This window comes from Nocardioides sp. SRI_004 (assembly GCF_057586415.1).
On the sequence record NZ_JBYCZV010000007.1, the window covers coordinates 21,076 to 36,118 of the forward strand.

The 15,043-nt window shown below is 73.2% G+C and carries 14 protein-coding genes; 4 read left to right on the forward strand and 10 right to left on the reverse strand.

The genetic code is table 11. The features are described 5' to 3' along the window. Positions 1 to 22: 22 nt before the first annotated feature. From AC2YHB_RS11100 to AC2YHB_RS11120, 5 genes are all read right to left on the reverse strand, one after another. Positions 23 to 184: a hypothetical protein gene (locus tag AC2YHB_RS11100; protein ID WP_179648788.1), complete on the reverse strand. Its 162-nt coding sequence runs from the start codon at positions 182 to 184 to the stop codon at positions 23 to 25. A 104-nt stretch (positions 185 to 288) separates the two neighbouring features. Next, on the reverse strand, positions 289 to 603 hold the full coding sequence (locus AC2YHB_RS11105) for a hypothetical protein (RefSeq protein WP_487353905.1): 315 nt from the start codon (positions 601 to 603) through the stop codon (positions 289 to 291). After that, the gene (locus AC2YHB_RS11110) at positions 600 to 2,258 is read right to left on the reverse strand and encodes a sigma-70 family RNA polymerase sigma factor (protein WP_487353906.1); all 1,659 of its coding nucleotides are present in this window, start codon (positions 2,256 to 2,258) and stop codon (positions 600 to 602) included. The genes AC2YHB_RS11105 and AC2YHB_RS11110 overlap by 4 nt, the downstream gene beginning before the upstream one ends. Next, the gene (locus AC2YHB_RS11115) at positions 2,255 to 2,470 is read right to left on the reverse strand and encodes a hypothetical protein (RefSeq protein WP_051932058.1); all 216 of its coding nucleotides are present in this window, start codon (positions 2,468 to 2,470) and stop codon (positions 2,255 to 2,257) included. The genes AC2YHB_RS11110 and AC2YHB_RS11115 overlap by 4 nt, the downstream gene beginning before the upstream one ends. A 1-nt stretch (position 2,471) precedes the next feature. Then, the gene (locus tag AC2YHB_RS11120; protein WP_218864673.1) at positions 2,472 to 3,272 is read right to left on the reverse strand and encodes a class E sortase; all 801 of its coding nucleotides are present in this window, start codon (positions 3,270 to 3,272) and stop codon (positions 2,472 to 2,474) included. A gap of 237 nt (positions 3,273 to 3,509) precedes the next feature. Between AC2YHB_RS11120 and wecB the strand changes: the two genes are divergently transcribed. Both wecB and AC2YHB_RS11130 read left to right on the forward strand, forming a co-directional pair. Continuing rightward, a complete protein-coding gene (gene wecB / locus AC2YHB_RS11125) occupies positions 3,510 to 4,679 on the forward strand; it encodes a non-hydrolyzing UDP-N-acetylglucosamine 2-epimerase (RefSeq protein WP_179648784.1) in 1,170 nt (389 codons plus the stop codon). Then, the gene (locus AC2YHB_RS11130) at positions 4,679 to 5,425 is read left to right on the forward strand and encodes a hypothetical protein (RefSeq protein WP_487353907.1); all 747 of its coding nucleotides are present in this window, start codon (positions 4,679 to 4,681) and stop codon (positions 5,423 to 5,425) included. The genes wecB and AC2YHB_RS11130 overlap by 1 nt, the downstream gene beginning before the upstream one ends. 10 nt (positions 5,426 to 5,435) lie before the next feature. On the opposite strand, the gene AC2YHB_RS11135 is transcribed toward AC2YHB_RS11130, so the two are convergent. Both AC2YHB_RS11135 and AC2YHB_RS11140 read right to left on the reverse strand, forming a co-directional pair. Next, the gene (locus AC2YHB_RS11135; RefSeq protein WP_179648782.1) at positions 5,436 to 6,077 is read right to left on the reverse strand and encodes a response regulator; all 642 of its coding nucleotides are present in this window, start codon (positions 6,075 to 6,077) and stop codon (positions 5,436 to 5,438) included. Then, positions 6,041 to 7,210 carry a sensor histidine kinase gene (locus AC2YHB_RS11140; protein WP_179648780.1) on the reverse strand — a complete coding sequence of 390 codons (1,170 nt, stop codon included), beginning with the start codon at positions 7,208 to 7,210 and terminating at the stop codon, positions 6,041 to 6,043. The genes AC2YHB_RS11135 and AC2YHB_RS11140 overlap by 37 nt, the downstream gene beginning before the upstream one ends. A gap of 149 nt (positions 7,211 to 7,359) precedes the next feature. Here AC2YHB_RS11140 and AC2YHB_RS11145 point away from each other — a divergent pair, with 149 nt between their 5' ends. Further along, a complete protein-coding gene (locus tag AC2YHB_RS11145; protein WP_487353908.1) occupies positions 7,360 to 9,561 on the forward strand; it encodes an MMPL family transporter in 2,202 nt (733 codons plus the stop codon). 9 nt (positions 9,562 to 9,570) lie between these two features. Here the strand turns inward: AC2YHB_RS11145 and AC2YHB_RS11150 are convergent, their stop codons facing one another. Then, on the reverse strand, positions 9,571 to 10,329 hold the full coding sequence (locus AC2YHB_RS11150) for a DeoR/GlpR family DNA-binding transcription regulator (protein ID WP_207008041.1): 759 nt from the start codon (positions 10,327 to 10,329) through the stop codon (positions 9,571 to 9,573). Between the two features lie 20 nt (positions 10,330 to 10,349). Beyond that, positions 10,350 to 12,311 carry a PTS mannitol transporter subunit IICBA gene (locus AC2YHB_RS11155; RefSeq protein ID WP_487353909.1) on the reverse strand — a complete coding sequence of 654 codons (1,962 nt, stop codon included), beginning with the start codon at positions 12,309 to 12,311 and terminating at the stop codon, positions 10,350 to 10,352. A gap of 198 nt (positions 12,312 to 12,509) precedes the next feature. Between AC2YHB_RS11155 and AC2YHB_RS11160 the strand changes: the two genes are divergently transcribed. After that, positions 12,510 to 13,568 (forward strand): zinc-dependent dehydrogenase, encoded by a 1,059-nt coding sequence (locus AC2YHB_RS11160; RefSeq protein ID WP_487353910.1) that lies wholly within the window; start codon positions 12,510 to 12,512, stop codon positions 13,566 to 13,568. A 162-nt stretch (positions 13,569 to 13,730) separates the two neighbouring features. On the opposite strand, the gene AC2YHB_RS11165 is transcribed toward AC2YHB_RS11160, so the two are convergent. After that, a complete protein-coding gene (locus tag AC2YHB_RS11165) occupies positions 13,731 to 15,032 on the reverse strand; it encodes an MFS transporter (RefSeq protein WP_487353911.1) in 1,302 nt (433 codons plus the stop codon). Between the last annotated feature and the right edge of the window lie 11 nt (positions 15,033 to 15,043).

Sequence of the window (15,043 nt, forward strand, 5' to 3'; positions counted from 1 at the left end):
CGCGCGTTTCCCGGGGGCCACGTCAGCGGGTCCGGCGGGCGAGGTCGACCGCGGCGTAGCGCAGGAGCACCGCTCCGGCCATCGCTGCCGCGAGGCCGAGGAGCAGGAACCCGACACCCTCGAAACCGGTCGCCGCCAGAACTCCACCCGTGGCCCCGGTGACCGTGGTGCCGCCGTTGTACATCGCTGCCTCGCTTCGCGCTCTTCCTCGACGTCGTGTCATCGACCCGACAATCGAGCGCGGCTCCGCTTACGCGGATCGGCCGAGCTTTCTCGCGGCGGGCGCGGTCAGCCGGGCAGGAGCGGGGCGAGCGTGCAGACCACGGTGCGGACGCCGGGCCGCGGCTGCTGGCCGGCCTCGTGGTCCTCGAGGTGCGCCAGGGCGTCGTACCCCGTGCCGTAGGGGCCGGTGTACGTCGTCGTGCCGGTCTCGGAGTCGGTGCACACCAGGATGTGCGGACCGTCCATGAGCGCGACGTCGGCACGGGCCGACCCGTCGAGGACACCGAGGGCGGCCGCGAGCACGGCGTCGGCGGCCGTCTCCTCCGCACGCGGCTCCACGACGGGAACCAGCCGACCGCTGAACCCCACCACGTCGCTCACGACAGGATCGGGACCGTCACGGAGTCGTTGCCGGCGACCGGGTCCACGACGCCCGGCACCTGGCTGACCGTGGCGGTGACCTCCGAGGCGCCCGACGTGAGCAGCGCGAACGTCAGCAGCCCGGAGGCCTGCTCCTCGCCCGTGCGGGTGCAGGTGATGGTCGTCTCGGTGCGGATCACGTCGCCGGGGAGGCCGCCCACGGCGCCCGGGCAGCGCCACCCGGTGTTGCCCCAGGCGAGCGGGAAGCCCACGAGGTTGGTGACCACGACGGTCACGGTGGTGCCGGTGCGCACGTTGGTCAGCGGGAAGGTGACGGAGCTGAGGGCCTGCCCGAGCAGGGAGACCTGGCCGAGTGTCGGGTCGCCGATGCCGACGTCCGGGGACAGCGCGGAACCGGGCGTCGACGGCTCGCTCGGACTCTCCGTCGGCGGTGGCTCCACCGGGAGCGCGGGCGTCTCCACCTGCCGGTCCGGCCCGGGGGAGGGCGCGGCGCCGTCCCCGGACGGGGCGTCGACGACTCCTGGCGACGGCGTCTCCGCGGTGTCCTCGTCGGCAGGGCCGGCACCGCGACCCGGACCCGGCGCCGGAGGCCGGCCGCTCGGTCCCGCCTCCGGCCCGACGAAGGGCGTGGCGCTGTCGACCGCGCGACTGCTGAGGTCCTCCGCACGCGGGCGGCCGGCATCGGGACGGAGGCTGTCGAGGAGGACGGGGACCGCCACCGCCGCCCCGACGATGCTCGCGGCGACCGTGACCGCCAGCCCGGTCTTCCCGGCGAGGAGGGCCCCGCCGGCCTTGCCGGTGGTGACGGTGCCCGCCGCCGTGCCCGTGGCCGTGCCCGTGGCCGACGTACCGCCGGCGATGCCCGCCCACAGCTGGTCGAGACCGACCAGGCCGGGCCCGAGCACGATCGGCAGCAGCAGCGCCCCCAGCCGGTTGTTGACCTCCTCGAGGTCGGCCAGCGCGAGGGTGCAGGTGACGCAGGAGTCGAGGTGCGCCCGCATCCCCGGCTGCTTGCGCTTGTCGAGGTTGCCGCGCGCGTACGCCGCCAGCAGGGGCGCCCACGTCGCACAGGCCGTGTCGGCGGTGGCGCGCAGGTGCGCGGACAGATAGGCCTGGCGCAGACCCTCCCGCGCCCGGAAGCTGAGCGCGGCGACCGCGTTGGGCTTGATGCCGAGGTGCAGCGCGACCTCGCCGTGCGGGAGCCCCTCCACGGCGGTGTACCAGAGGACGGCCTGCCAGCGCTCCGGCAGGCTGCGGTAGGCCTCCGCGATCGCGTCGTTGTCGAAGCGCTGGTCGTGGTCGTCGGTCGTCATCAGCGCCTCCGACGGCGGCAACGTCTCGTAGTCGTCGACCAGGTCGTAGCGGCGCTCGCGCCGGACGGTGTTGTTGAAGATGCTGCGGATGGAGGTGAGCAGGTAGGAGCGGAACGACACGGTGGGACCGAGGTCGCGCTGGAGCGCGTCGAGGACCTTGGTGAACGCCTCGGCGACGAGGTCCTCGGCCTGGCCGTGGCCGGCCAGGCCGCCGGCGAACGCCGTCGCGGCCGCACGGTGGCGCTCGAAGAGGAGCGCGTAGGCCTCGGCGTCCCCCGCCCGGACCCTGCTGAGCAGGACGGGGTCGCCGTCGTGCAGCGGATCGACCAGCTGTGCCGTCATGCGTCAGCCCTCGTCACGGCCACCGGTGGTTCCCTTCGGTCGATCAGGTGCGGCGCGGACCCCACGGTCGCGCCGTTGCGCTCCAGCAGCGTGCTCACGGCGGGGAAGACCCACACGAAGCACACGAGCACGACGAGCAGGAGCGCGAGGCAGGCCTGGGCCGTGCGGGCGCGCCGGCCACCGGGCAGGTGGCGCCAGAGCCAGGCGTACATCTCACGCCACCTCCGCGCGCAGCTCGTCGGGCACACCGTCGGAGGCGGGCGCGGACGCGAGCAGGGACGCGTGGACGACATACCGCTCGCTGCTGCCGTAGAGCGGGTGGCACGACGTCAGGGTCATGACCGGCTCCGTCGGGGCGGCTCCCGGTGCGTCCGGGACGGGGGCGATGACCTGGACGTCGCCCGGCGCGACGATCTCGCTGCTCGTCACCCGGTAGACGAACCAGGTCGTGGCGGTCCGCACCCCGACGACGTCGCCCACCTCCAGCTCGGCGATGCGGGTGAAGGCGCTGCCGTGGGTGAGCCGGTGACCGGCCACCGAGAAGTTGCCGACCTGGCCGGGCAACGCCGTACCGGCGTAGTGGCCGACCCCCTCGTCGAGCTGGGCGGTCGAGGTCCCCTCGATGACGGGCCGCAGCCAGTCGTCGCCGAAGCGGGGGACCCGGATCACGGCGAACCGGTCGCCGACCTCGACGTCCGACGGCGCGCTCGGGCTCTCCGGCGCGCGGGGACCGGACGCCGGGAGGGCGTCCCACTCCCGCAGCATCCGGGTCGCCGCCGCGTGCTGGTCGGCGGCGACGGCGTGGTCGTCCACGACGAGGTACCAGCCGAGGTAGAGCAGCAGCAGCGCGCTGGCGGTGAGCACCAGCTCCGCGACCACCATCAGGCCCAGGCGGTGGCGCTCGGCGCGGGACCGGCCGGCCGGGGCGCGGTGCCGCCCACCGTCCAAAGGCGCGCCGGGCAGGGACGCGGGCTCCCGCGGCGACGGGATCGTCGCTGGGTGGTGCTGGCTCACGTGGTCCCCGGGTGGTGCTGGTCCTGATCCTCCCCGCGGGCGCGCGAGAAGGGCCGGCGGCGCCGACGCAGTACCAGACACCCGTGCAGCCGTTTCCTTACGCGATTCCGGATTTCTTTACCTTCCGGCCGCCGGCGGCGGCACGGGCCGAGTCGCGTAAGGGAGTGGCGGGGGCGGTGTCAGGAGGGGTGTGGGCGGCTGGAGGGAGGCCGCCCGCACCCAGCTTCCGGAGGAAAAGTGCAGCACCCAGAGACCCATCGCAAGACCGTTGCCATCGTCTACGGCACCCGTCCCGAGGCGGTGAAGGTCGCGCCCCTGTGGCGGGCGCTGCGTGACCACCCGCGACTGCGGCCCGTGCTCGTCTCGACCGGCCAGCACCGGGACCTGCTCACCGGCCTCCACGCCTGGTTCGGCATGGAGCCCGACGTCGACCTCGCCGTGATGACCGAGGGCCAGGGGCTGGCGGGGCTGACCAGCCGGGTCGTCGTCGCCCTGACGGCCGAGCTCGAGAGGCTCCAGCCGTCCGCGGTGGTGGTGCACGGGGACACGACCACCTCGATGGCCGGGGCGCTGTCGGCGCGGTACGCCGGCGTACCGGTCGTCCACCTCGAGGCGGGCCTGCGCACCCACGACCTGCTCTCGCCCTTCCCCGAGGAGCTGAACCGCCGGCTCACGGGGGTGATGGCCGACCTGCACCTCGCGCCGACCGCGCTGTCCCGCGCCAACCTGCTCGCCGAGGGCGTGCGCGAGGAGGCGATCGTCGTCACCGGCAACACGGTGATCGACGCCCTGCTCGAGACGAGCGCACGGGCGCACCCGATCGAGGACCCGCTGGTCCGCGCCACGATCGATGCGGCCGAGCGCCTGGTGGTCGCCACCCTGCACCGGCGCGAGTCGCACGGTGCTCCCCTGCGCCGGGTCGCCGAGGCGCTCGAGGAGCTGACCCGCCGCAGCCCGGGGCTCAAGGTCGTCGTCCCCCTGCACCCGAACCCGCTCGTGCGCGCCAGCGTCGGCGAGGTCGTCGACCGCTGCCCGGACATCACCGTGTGCTCGCCGATGCCCTACCCCGAGTTCGTCACCCTGCTCACCGCCGCCGACCTGCTGGTCACCGACTCAGGTGGGATCCAGGAGGAGGCGCCGAGCCTCGACAAGCCGGTGCTCGTCGTCCGCGAGAGCACCGAGCGCCCCGAGGCCGTCGAGGCGGGTACGGCGAGGCTCGTCGGGACCGACCCCGCGCTGCTCGTCGCCGAGGCCGAGCGCCTGCTCCACGACCCGGTCGCCTACCGCGCCATGGCACAGCTCCGGAACCCCTTCGGGGACGGGCGCGCCGGAGCGCGCTGCGCGGACGCGATCGCGGAGCTGCTCGGCGCGGGCGCACGCACCGCGCCGGGCAGTGCGGTCGCGTGATGGCTCGCTGGCGCCGGCTGCGCGGCCGGGCCGCGCAGCGGGGGGTGTGGCCGACCGCCGTGGTCCCCCGCGGCGGACGCGACCTGGCCGACGCCCTGGTCCACGACCTCGACCTGGAGGACGCGGCGCGCGCCTTCGGGTCGTCGTACGCGCTGAACGGCGAGGGGCTCGACGTGTGCCTGGGTGACCTCGACGACACCGTGGCCGCCGTACGCGGCGAGGCGCCCGGCGCGCGGCTCACCCGGCTGGTGGCCCTGGCCTGGGGTGACGCGACCCAGGAGCGCTACAACGGGCTGAGCTGCGCCGACCCGCTCACCGGGCTGGCCAGCATCCAGCACGTCCAGTCGCAGGTCGCAGCGTTGTACCGGATCGCGGGCGACGGCTGGCTGGCCGACGACGACATCGCCAGCACCCACGCGATGATGGTCGTCGAGCTGCCCGTCGTGCGCGACGACGTCCAGGCCGGCTTCGCCCGGCTCGAGGCGTCTCTGCGCCGGGCCAGCGCCGCCGACCTGATCACCGGCGTCGTGCCGGAGTGCGCGATGGTCGCCGAGCTGAACCCGCGCCGGCTCGGCGGCGTGGTCCGTCGCGCCCCCGACCTGGACCGGCGCCTCACCGGGGTCGTCACCGACCTCGACTGCCGGATGGCGCTCTCCCCCAGCCAGGGCCGGTGCCGCGCCTGGTGGGAGCGCCTCCCGGGCAGTGCCGTCGCGGCCCGTGCGCTGATCGACGAGCTGGCGCGCTGAGCCGCGCGCCTCAGACCCCCAGATAGGCCAGCACCGCCCGCACCCGACGGTGGTCGTCGGTGTCGGCGGGCAGGTCGAGCTTCGCGAAGATGCTGTTGATGTGCTTGGCGACGGCCTTCTCGGTGACGACCAGCGACTGCGCGATGCCCGCGTTGGCGCGGCCCTCGGCCATCAGCGCCAGCACCTCGCGCTCGCGCTCGGTGAGCCGCTCGAGGGGCGAGTCGCGGCGCCGCTCGAGCACCGCCGCGACGACCGACGGGTCGAGCACCGTGGCGCCGGCGGCGACCCGGCGCAGCGCGTCGACGAACTCGGCGACGTCGGCGACCCGGTCCTTGAGGAGGTAGCCGACGGCGCCCTCGCCGCTGGCCAGCAGCTCGCGGGCGTAGAGCTGCTCGACGTACTGCGACAGCACGAGGACCGGGAAGCCCGGCCGGCTGGCGCGGGCGGCGATGGCCGCCCGCAGACCCTCGTCGGTGAACGTCGGCGGCATCCGTACGTCGACGACGGCCGCGTCCGCGTCGGGATCCTCGAGCGCCCGCTCCAGCTCGGGCAGGTTGTCGACGGCGTGCAGCACGTCGAAGCCCTTCGCCTCCAGCAGCTGCGTCAGGCCGGCCCTCAGGAGGGCGTGGTCTTCGGCGAGGACGATGCGCACGGGACCTCCCAGCTCACGACGGTCGGCCCGCCCACCGGGCTCGACACGGACATCGTGCCGTCGAAGGCCGCCAGCCGCGCGGCAATTCCCTGCAGGCCGGTGCCCGAGCGGGGGTTCGCGCCGCCCCGGCCGTCGTCGCGGACCTCGCCGCGCAGCAGGCCGTCCGCGTGGTGCAGCCGGATCGCCACCTGTCCGGCGCCGGCGTGCTTCGCGGTGTTCGCGAGCGACTCGGCGACGGTGAAGTAGACCGCGGACTCGACGGGCGCCGGCAGCCGCTCGGGCAGCTCGAGGTCGAGGTCGACGGGGACGGGCATGTCGATGGCGAGGGCCGCGACCGCACCCCCGAGACCCCGGTCGGCGAGCACCGGCGGATGGATGCCGCGGACGACGTCGCGCAGCTCCCCCAGCGCGCTGGACGACGTCGTCCTGGCTTCGTTGATGAGCCTGCGCGCGGCGTCGGGATCGGTCTCGAACAGGTCGTCGGCGAGGCCGAGGCTCAGCGACACGGCCGCCAGTCGCGCCTGCGGCCCGTCGTGCAGGTCGCGCTCGATCCGGCGCAGCTCGGCGGCGGAGTGGTCGACGACGACGGCCCGCGACTCCGTCAACGCCTGCACGCGCTGCTCCAGGCGCTCGGTGCGGCCGATGGTCAGGATCGCCCGGTCGACGACTGCGCGGGCGCGCATCAGCGGGCCGACGCCGTACCACCAGATCGGCCAGGTGACGACGCCGAGGAAGAGCGCCAGCGCCAGGAGCGAGATGGCGAAGCCGAAGGTCATCGCCCACAGCATCCAGAGGATCTCGCGCCAGGTCAGGGGGTCGGTCGCGCGCGTGTTCAGGTCGCGCAGGAGCCCTCCGGGCAGCGGTCGGTACGGCGCCGGGAGCGGCGCCCCGAGGAGGCGCGACGCGATCCAGCGGTGGATGCCGACCAGCCCACGCATCGCCGGGAGCACGCCGGCCAGCAGGACGACGCCCAGCCACACGACCACCAGCACCGCGCTGACCGTGACGAGCACGAAGGTGAGCACGACCGGCACGAAGAGCAGGACGTGCAGGACCGCGAAGCCCGTGGCCGCCCAGCGTCCGGCACGCGCGTCGACGGCGCTGTCGACGACGGCTTCCGGGCGGGTGCTCACCGCCCCATCCTCCCGCGCGATCGCGGAAACGGCAGTGGTGCAGGCACCACCACGGGTCGGGTCGCACCACCCCTGACCCCGGGCGCCGCCGACGGTTCGCTGGGAGCACCGCCTCCGGGCACCCCCTCCCAGCCCCCAAGGAGCACCTCATGTCCAACCCCCTCACCGCGTTGCCCACCCGGGCCGCGCGCTGGAGCGCGACCCACCCGTGGCGCGCGATCGGCGCGTGGCTGCTCCTCGTCGTCGTGGCCGTCGGCCTCGCCGGGGCCGTCCCCACCAACGAGGTCGAGGACGCCGACTACCGCGTGGGCGAGTCCGGTCGCGCCGAGGCCCTGATGGAGTCCGCCGGCCTGGACAGCCCGCCGACCGAGAACGTCCTCATCACCTCCCGCTCCGGCCGCCTGGACGGCGCCGAGGCGCGGGACGCGGCTACCGAGGTGGCCGACCGGATGCGCGGCGTCGAGGGCGTCTCCGGCGTCGGCGACGTCGTACCGAGCGAGGACGGCAGCGCCCTCCTCGTGCCGGTCGAGCTCACCTCCGACGACATCGACGCCGATCCCCTGCTCGACGCCACCGCAGCCGTCCAGGCGGACCACCCGCAGCTCGTCGTCGAGCAGGCCGGCGACGTCACCATCGACGAGGCGATCGACGAGCGGGTCGGCGAGGACCTCCACTCCGCGGAGCTGTTCAGCCTGCCGATCACGCTGGCGCTGATGCTGCTCGCCTTCGGCGCCCTCATCGCGGCCGGACTGCCGGTGCTGCTCGCGGCGACCAGCGTCGCGGCCACGATCGGGATCTGCGCGCCGGTCTCCCACCTCGTCCCGGCGGAGCCGACGATCTACAGCATGGTGGTGCTGATCGGCATGGCCGTCGGCGTCGACTACTCGCTCTTCTACCTCAAGCGCGAGCGCCAGGAGCGGGCCGCCGGCCGGACGACGCTCGACGCCGTCGCCATCGCCGCCGAGACCTCCGGGCACGCCATCCTCGTCTCCGGAGGAGCGGTGATCGCCTCGCTGGCCGGGCTGTTCGTCCTCACCGACGTCACCTTCAACTCGCTGGCCACCGGCTCGATCATCGTCGTCGCCGTGGCCGTGCTCGGCTCGATCACCGTCCTCCCGGCGCTGTTGGCCAAGCTGGGTCGCTGGGTCGACCGCCCCCGGGTCCCGCTGCTGTGGCGCCTGACCCGTCGTACGACGACCGGCGCGATCAGCGGTCGCCTGCTCGGCCCGGTGGTGCGCCGGCCAGTGGCCGCCCTGGCCGTCGCCGGCATCGGGGTGGTCGCGCTCGCCGTACCGGCGCTGTCGATGAAGACCCACCAGGCCAGCGCCGAGACCCTGCCCGCCGACATCCCGGTCGTACAGACCTTCCGGGCGATCACGAAGGCCTTCCCGAGCGAGGGCACCTCGGCGCAGGTCGTCGTCACGGGCGCCGACGCGGGGGCGGCCGAGAGTGCGCTCGAGGAGCTGGCCGCGGCAGCCGGACGGACGGGCGACTTCGTCGCGGCGGGTGCCACCGTCCAGACGTCGGAGGACGGCGGCACGTCCGTCCTGCACCTGCCGATCCCCTACGACGAGTCCGACGACCGCGCCACCGCCGCGGTGGAGCGACTCCGGTCGGAACTCGTCCCGGACGCCCTCGGCGACGACCTGGCCGGGGCGGAGCACGCCGTCGGCGGCGGTGCGGCCGAATCGCTGGACTACGCCGACAAGCAGGGCGAGCGGATGCCCCTCCTGCTCGGGCTCGTGCTCCTGCTGACGATGGTGATGATGATCGTGGCGTTCCGCAGCGTGGTGCTCGGCGTGCTCTCGACGGTGCTCAACCTGGCGTCCGTCGGCGTCGCCTTCGGCATCCTGTCGATCGTCTTCCAGCACGGCGTCGGCGAGTCCCTGCTCGACTTCACCAGCCCCGGCTTCGTGATCGACTGGATCCCGGTCTTCGTGCTGGTGGTGCTGGTCGGGCTCTCCATGGACTACCACGTGTTCGTGCTCAGCCGGATCCGCGAGCTGGTCGACGGCGGGATGCCGGTGCGCGACGCCGTGCACCGCGGGATCGCCGACACGGCCGGCGTGATCACCAGTGCGGCCGCGGTGATGGTGTCGGTGTTCGCCATCTTCGCGACGCTGTCGATGATGGAGATGAAGATGATGGGCGTCGGGCTCTCGGCCGCGATCCTCGTCGACGCGACCGTCATCCGGCTGGTCGTGCTGCCGGCCGCGCTGGTCCTCCTCGGCGACCGGGCCTGGCCGCGGCGCCGCCCGCCCGTCCCGCCGGCGCCGGCTGGTCCGCCGGCCCCGCCCGCACCGCCGACCGAGTGGGTCTCGAAGGACGGGGAGCTGGTGCCGGTGCGCTGAGCGGAGCCGTCAGACCCTGACGACGACGGGGCCGAGCGCGTGATAGCGCTCGGCCTCGTCCTTGTCCAGCTCGGTGCCGGTGACGATCGTCTCGAAGTCGGCGACGTCCGCGAACCGGCAGAAGCTGCTGATCCCGAACTTGCTGTGGGCCGCGATCAGCACGCGACGCCGCGATCGTCGTACGGCCTCGCCCTTGATCGCCGCGACGGCCGGGTCGGGGGTGGTGAGGCCGTCCTCGACCGACACCGCGTTGGTCCCGAGGAAGGCCAGGTCGATGGTCAGGCCACGCAGCACGCTGGCGTTCCACTCCCCGACCGTCGCCAGGGTGCGTCCGCGCATCCGGCCGCCCAGCAGCATCACCGTCACGGAGTCGCTGTCGGCCAGCGCCTCGGCCGCCAGGAGCGAGGAGGTGACCACGGTCAGCTCCTTGTCCGCCAGCTTCTCCGCGACCAGCCGCGGGCTGTAGCCCTCGTCGATGTAGACCGTCTCGGCACCGTGGAGGAGCTCGGCGGCCGCGGCGGCGATCCGGCGCTTCTGGGCGAGGTCCACGCGGCTGCGGTACTCGATCCCGGACTCGAACGTCGCGCTCTCGAGCGGGATGGCACCGCCGTGGGTCCGCTTCACCAGCCGCCGGTCGGCGAGCACCCGGAGGTCGCGGCGGATCGTCTCCGTCGCGACCCCGAGCTCGTCCGCCATGGCGATCACCTCGACCCGGCCGCGCGTGCGCGCGTGCTCGAGGATCTGCGCCTGCCTGGTCTCGGAGTCCACGGCGCCATTGTGCTGCACCCTCAGACGTGCACCCCGTCGAGGACCGCGCGGACGTCGTCCTCGGTCCTGGCGGCCCGGAGCCGGGCGACCTGGTCCTTGTCGAGGAAGACGTGCGCGATCTGGCCGAGCAGCCCGAGGTGCTCGTTGCCGGTGCCCGCGATGCCGATGACGAACTCCGCCGGCTTGCCGTTCCAGTCGACCGGCTCGGCGTAGCGGACGAACGAGATGCCGGTGCGCCGCACCGCCGCCTTGGCCTCGTTGGTGCCGTGCGGGATCGCCAGGCCGTTGCCCATGTGGGTCGAGACCGACTTCTCACGCTCGTGCATGGCCGTGACGTACGACGGGTCGACCACCCCGGCCGCGACGAGCAGCTCGCCCGCCTCGGTGATCGCCTCGTCGCGGGTGCGGGCGGTTCCGGACAGCACGATCGAGGAAGTTGACAGGACCCCGCCGCTGCCCGGGACCTCGGCGTCCGCCGGCGCGGGGGCCTCAGGAGCGGTGGCGGTGGACCCGCTCTCCGCAAGCAGCTCGACGATCTCGTCGTACCGCGGCGTGCTCATGAAGTCCTCGACCGAGACGTGCAGGGCCGACGGCGTCTTCTGCCGGGCGCGGTCGGTGAGGTCGCGGTGGGTGACGACGAGGTCGAAGGTGTCGGTCAGGTTGGCGATCGCCTGGTTGACGACGCTGACCTGGCCGAAGCCGGCGGCCTGGATCTTGCGCCGCAGGACCGAGGCGCCCATCGCGGACGAGCCCATGCCGGCGTCGCAGGCGAAGACGATCCGCTCGATGGTGCCGCGCCGGCTCCCGGCCAGGGCGCTGGACGCGATCGACCGCTTGCCCTTCATCGCCTCCATGCTGGCGGTCGCGCCGGCGAGGTCCTCGCCCCCGTCGGTGTCGCCGCGGAGCAGCAGGGCGGCGACGAGGAAGGTGACGCCGGCGGCGGCCAGCATCGACAGGGTGACGCCGACATAGCTGTCGCTGGCCGTCTGGGCGTAGACGGCGAACACCGAGCCGGGTGCGGCCGGGGCGCGCAGGCCCACGTCGAAGACGACGTTGACGAAGACGCCGGTCATGCCGCCCGCGATCATCGCGACGATCAGCTTCGGCTTCATCAGCACGTAGGGGAAGTAGATCTCGTGGATGCCGCCGAGGAAGTGGATGATCGCGGCGCCCGGGGCCGAGGCCTTGGCGATGCCCCGGCCGAAGACCATGTAGGCGAGCAGCAGGCCCAGGCCGGGGCCCGGGTTGGCCTCCAGGAGGAAGAGGACCGACTTGCCCTCCTCGAGCGCCTCCGTGGTGCCGAGCGGCGTGAGCACGCCGTGGTTGATCGCGTTGTTGAGGAAGAGGACCTTCGCGGGCTCGATGATCAGCGAGGTCAGCGGCAGCAGGCTGTTGTCGACGAGGAAGTCCACGCCGTCGCCGAGCCGGTCGCTGAGGAAGGTCACCACCGGGCTCATCACGAAGAAGCCGAAGGTCGCGACGATCGCACCCCAGATGCCGGCCGAGAAGTTGTTGACGAGCATCTCGAAGCCGGGGCGGATCCTGCCGTCCCACAGGGCGTCGAGGCGCTTCATCGTCCAGCCGCCGAGCGGGCCCATGATCATGGCGCCGAGGAACATCGGGATCTCGGTGCCGGCGACCACGCCCATGGTGGCGATCGCGCCGACGACGCCGCCCCGGGTGTCGTGGACCATCCGGCCGCCGGTGTAGCCGATCAGGATCGGCAGCAGGTAGGTGATCATCGGGCCGACGATCCCGCCGCCGGCGTACTCGCCCCAGCCGCCGATCTCGGCGACCCAGCTGCCGGGGCTGTCGCCGATCCCGAGCTTGGCCAGCCAGCCGACCTCGATGAACAGGGCCGTGATCAGGCCCCAGGCGATGAAGGCGCCGATGTTCGGCATGACCATGTTCGACAGCGCCGTGCCGAACTTCTGGACGTGGAGGCGGACACCGGTCCGCTGGGCCGGGAGGGTGGTCGACATCGCGGGGTTCTCCGTTCCTTCGTGCCCTGCTCGGGTGGGCCGGCGACGTGACGCCGATCACAGGGACAGCAGCAGTCAACCTCACAATCGGGCACAGCGCAACATATTCGGGCAGATTCGGGCACCATTTGATGTGGTTTCTTGCCCACTTTGGGGATACGGTGTCCATCGGAAGCCCCGAAACCGGAAGGAACGACCATGCTCGCCCTGCGCTACTACGCCCCCGAGGACGTCCGTCTCGAGGAGGTCCCGGAGCCTGACTGCGGGGCCGACGAGGTCAAGATCCGGGTCCGCAACTGCTCGACCTGCGGCACGGACGTCAAGATCCTCCACAACGGCCACCAGAACCTGACGCCGCCGCGGATCACCGGCCACGAGGTCGCCGGCGAGGTCGTCGAGGTGGGGGCCGACGTCAACGCGACCTACGGCAGCGACTGGCAGGTCGGCGACCGGGTCCAGGTCATCGCCGCCGTGCCGTGCGGCGAGTGCCACGAGTGCCGCAAGGGCTGGATGGCCGTGTGCCAGAACCAGACCTCGGTCGGCTACCAGTACGACGGCGGGTTCGCCGAGTTCATGGTCGTGCCGCGCCAGGTGCTGAAGGTCGACGGGCTCAACCGCATCCCGGACAACGTCGGGTACGACGAGGCCTCGGCGGCCGAGCCGTTCGCGTGCGCGATCAACGCCCAGGAGCTGCTGGGCATCGAGGAGGGCGACACCGTCGTCGTCTTCGGCGCCGGCCCGATCGGCTGCATGCACATCCGGATCGCCCGCGGCGTGCACAACGCGGGTCCGGTCTACCTCGTCGACGTCAACGCCGAGCGGCTGAAGATGTCGGCGGACGCGGTCGACCCCGACGAGATCATCGACGGCAGCGAGGTCGACGTCGTCGCGCGGGTCATGGAGCTCACCGGGGGACGCGGCGCGGACGTCATCATCACCGCCACCGCCGCCAACGTCACCCAGGAGCAGGCCATCGCGATGGCCGCGCGCAACGGCCGGATCTCCTTCTTCGGCGGCCTCCCGAAGACCGACCCGACGATCACCTGCGACTCCAACGTCGTGCACTACCGCCAGCTGCACATCCACGGCGCCAACGGCTCCGCCCCCGAGCACAACAAGCGCGCGCTGGAGTACATCTCCACCGGCCAGGTGCCCGTGAAGGACCTGATCACCCGGCACATCCCGCTCACCGAGGTGATGGACGCGTTCGGCATCGTCCAGCGCGGCGAGGCGATCAAGGTCACGGTCGAGCCGTAGCCGCGACGAAGTCGCGGCTACCAGCGACCGGGAGGTCGAGGTGCGGTCCCGACGAAGGAGGGACCGGAGCGCGAGCCTCGAGACCTGCACAAGGAGCCCGGGGCGAACCCGACCCATCCGCACCAGGAGGGCGGGCGGCGCCCCCCGGGCGGGACGACGCCCTCAGGCCACGGCGCCCGGCACCCTCGACGGCTCCGCAGGTGCGGCCTCGTCGTCGTCCGCACCGCCGACGACCACGGACAGCACGGCCGCGACCGCGCACAGCGCCGCGCCTCCCCACCACGCCCAGGTGTAGGCGCCGAGCTGGTCGCGGATGACCCCGGCCCCGAGGGCGGCGACGGCCGCTCCGACCTGGTGCGAGGCGAAGACCCAGCCGAAGACGATCGTGCCCCGCTCACCGAAGGCCTCCCGGCACAGGGCCGCCGTCGGCGGGACGGTCGCGACCCAGTCCAGGCCGTAGATCACGATGAACAGCACCATGCTCGGGTGCACGCTGTCGGCGAGCAGCTGCGGCAGCAGGAGCAGGCCGAGCCCCCGGAAGGCGTAGTAGGCGACGAGCAGGACCCGCGGGTCGAACTTGTCGGTCAGCCACCCCGAGGCGATGGTGCCGACGATGTCGAAGACACCCACGACGGCGAGCAGCTCGGCGGCCGTCGTGCTCGACATGCCGTGGTCGTGCGCCGACGGGATGAAGTGGATGCCGATCAGGCCGTTGGTCGTCGCGCCGCAGATCGCGAAGGCGCCGGCGAGCGCCCAGAACGCCCGCTGCCGCGAGGCGAAGGCCAGGCCCTCGAGCGCCCGCCGCGTCGCTCCCCCGTGCTGGCGCGGCGGCGGCGCCCAGTCGTCGCCGGCCCCGAACGGCCGCACCCCGCGGTCCTCCGGGAAGTCGCGGACCACCACCCACACCACCGGTACGACGACCAGCGCGGCCGCCGCGACCACGAGCGAGGCCGGGCGCCAGCCGGCGTGGTCGGCCAGGCTCGCCACGATGGGCAGGAACACGAGCTGGCCGGTGGCGGAGCCCGCGGTGAGCACACCCATGACCAGGCCGCGCCGCTGCTCGAACCAGCGGTTGGCGATCGTCGCGGCGAAGACCAGCGCCATCGACCCGGTGCCCAGGCCGATCAGCACGCCCCAGCACACGAGCAGCTGCCACGACGCGGTCATGAACACGCTGCTGCCCGCCCCGAGCGCGACCAGCGTCAGGGCGCAGGCCACCACCCGTCGTACACCGAAGCGGTCCATGAGCGCCGCGGCGAAGGGGGCGGTCAGGCCGAAGAGGACCAGGTTGATGCTGACCGCCAGCGACATGACGCTCGTGGACCAGCCGAACTCGTCGTGCAGCGGCACCATCAGCGCGCCGGGCGCGGCCCGGAAGCCGGCGGCGCCGACGAGGGCGAGGAAGGCCACCGCCGCGACCACCCAGGCGGGGTGGAGGCGGCTGGCTTTCTTCAACGAAGTCACCCGGGTACGCT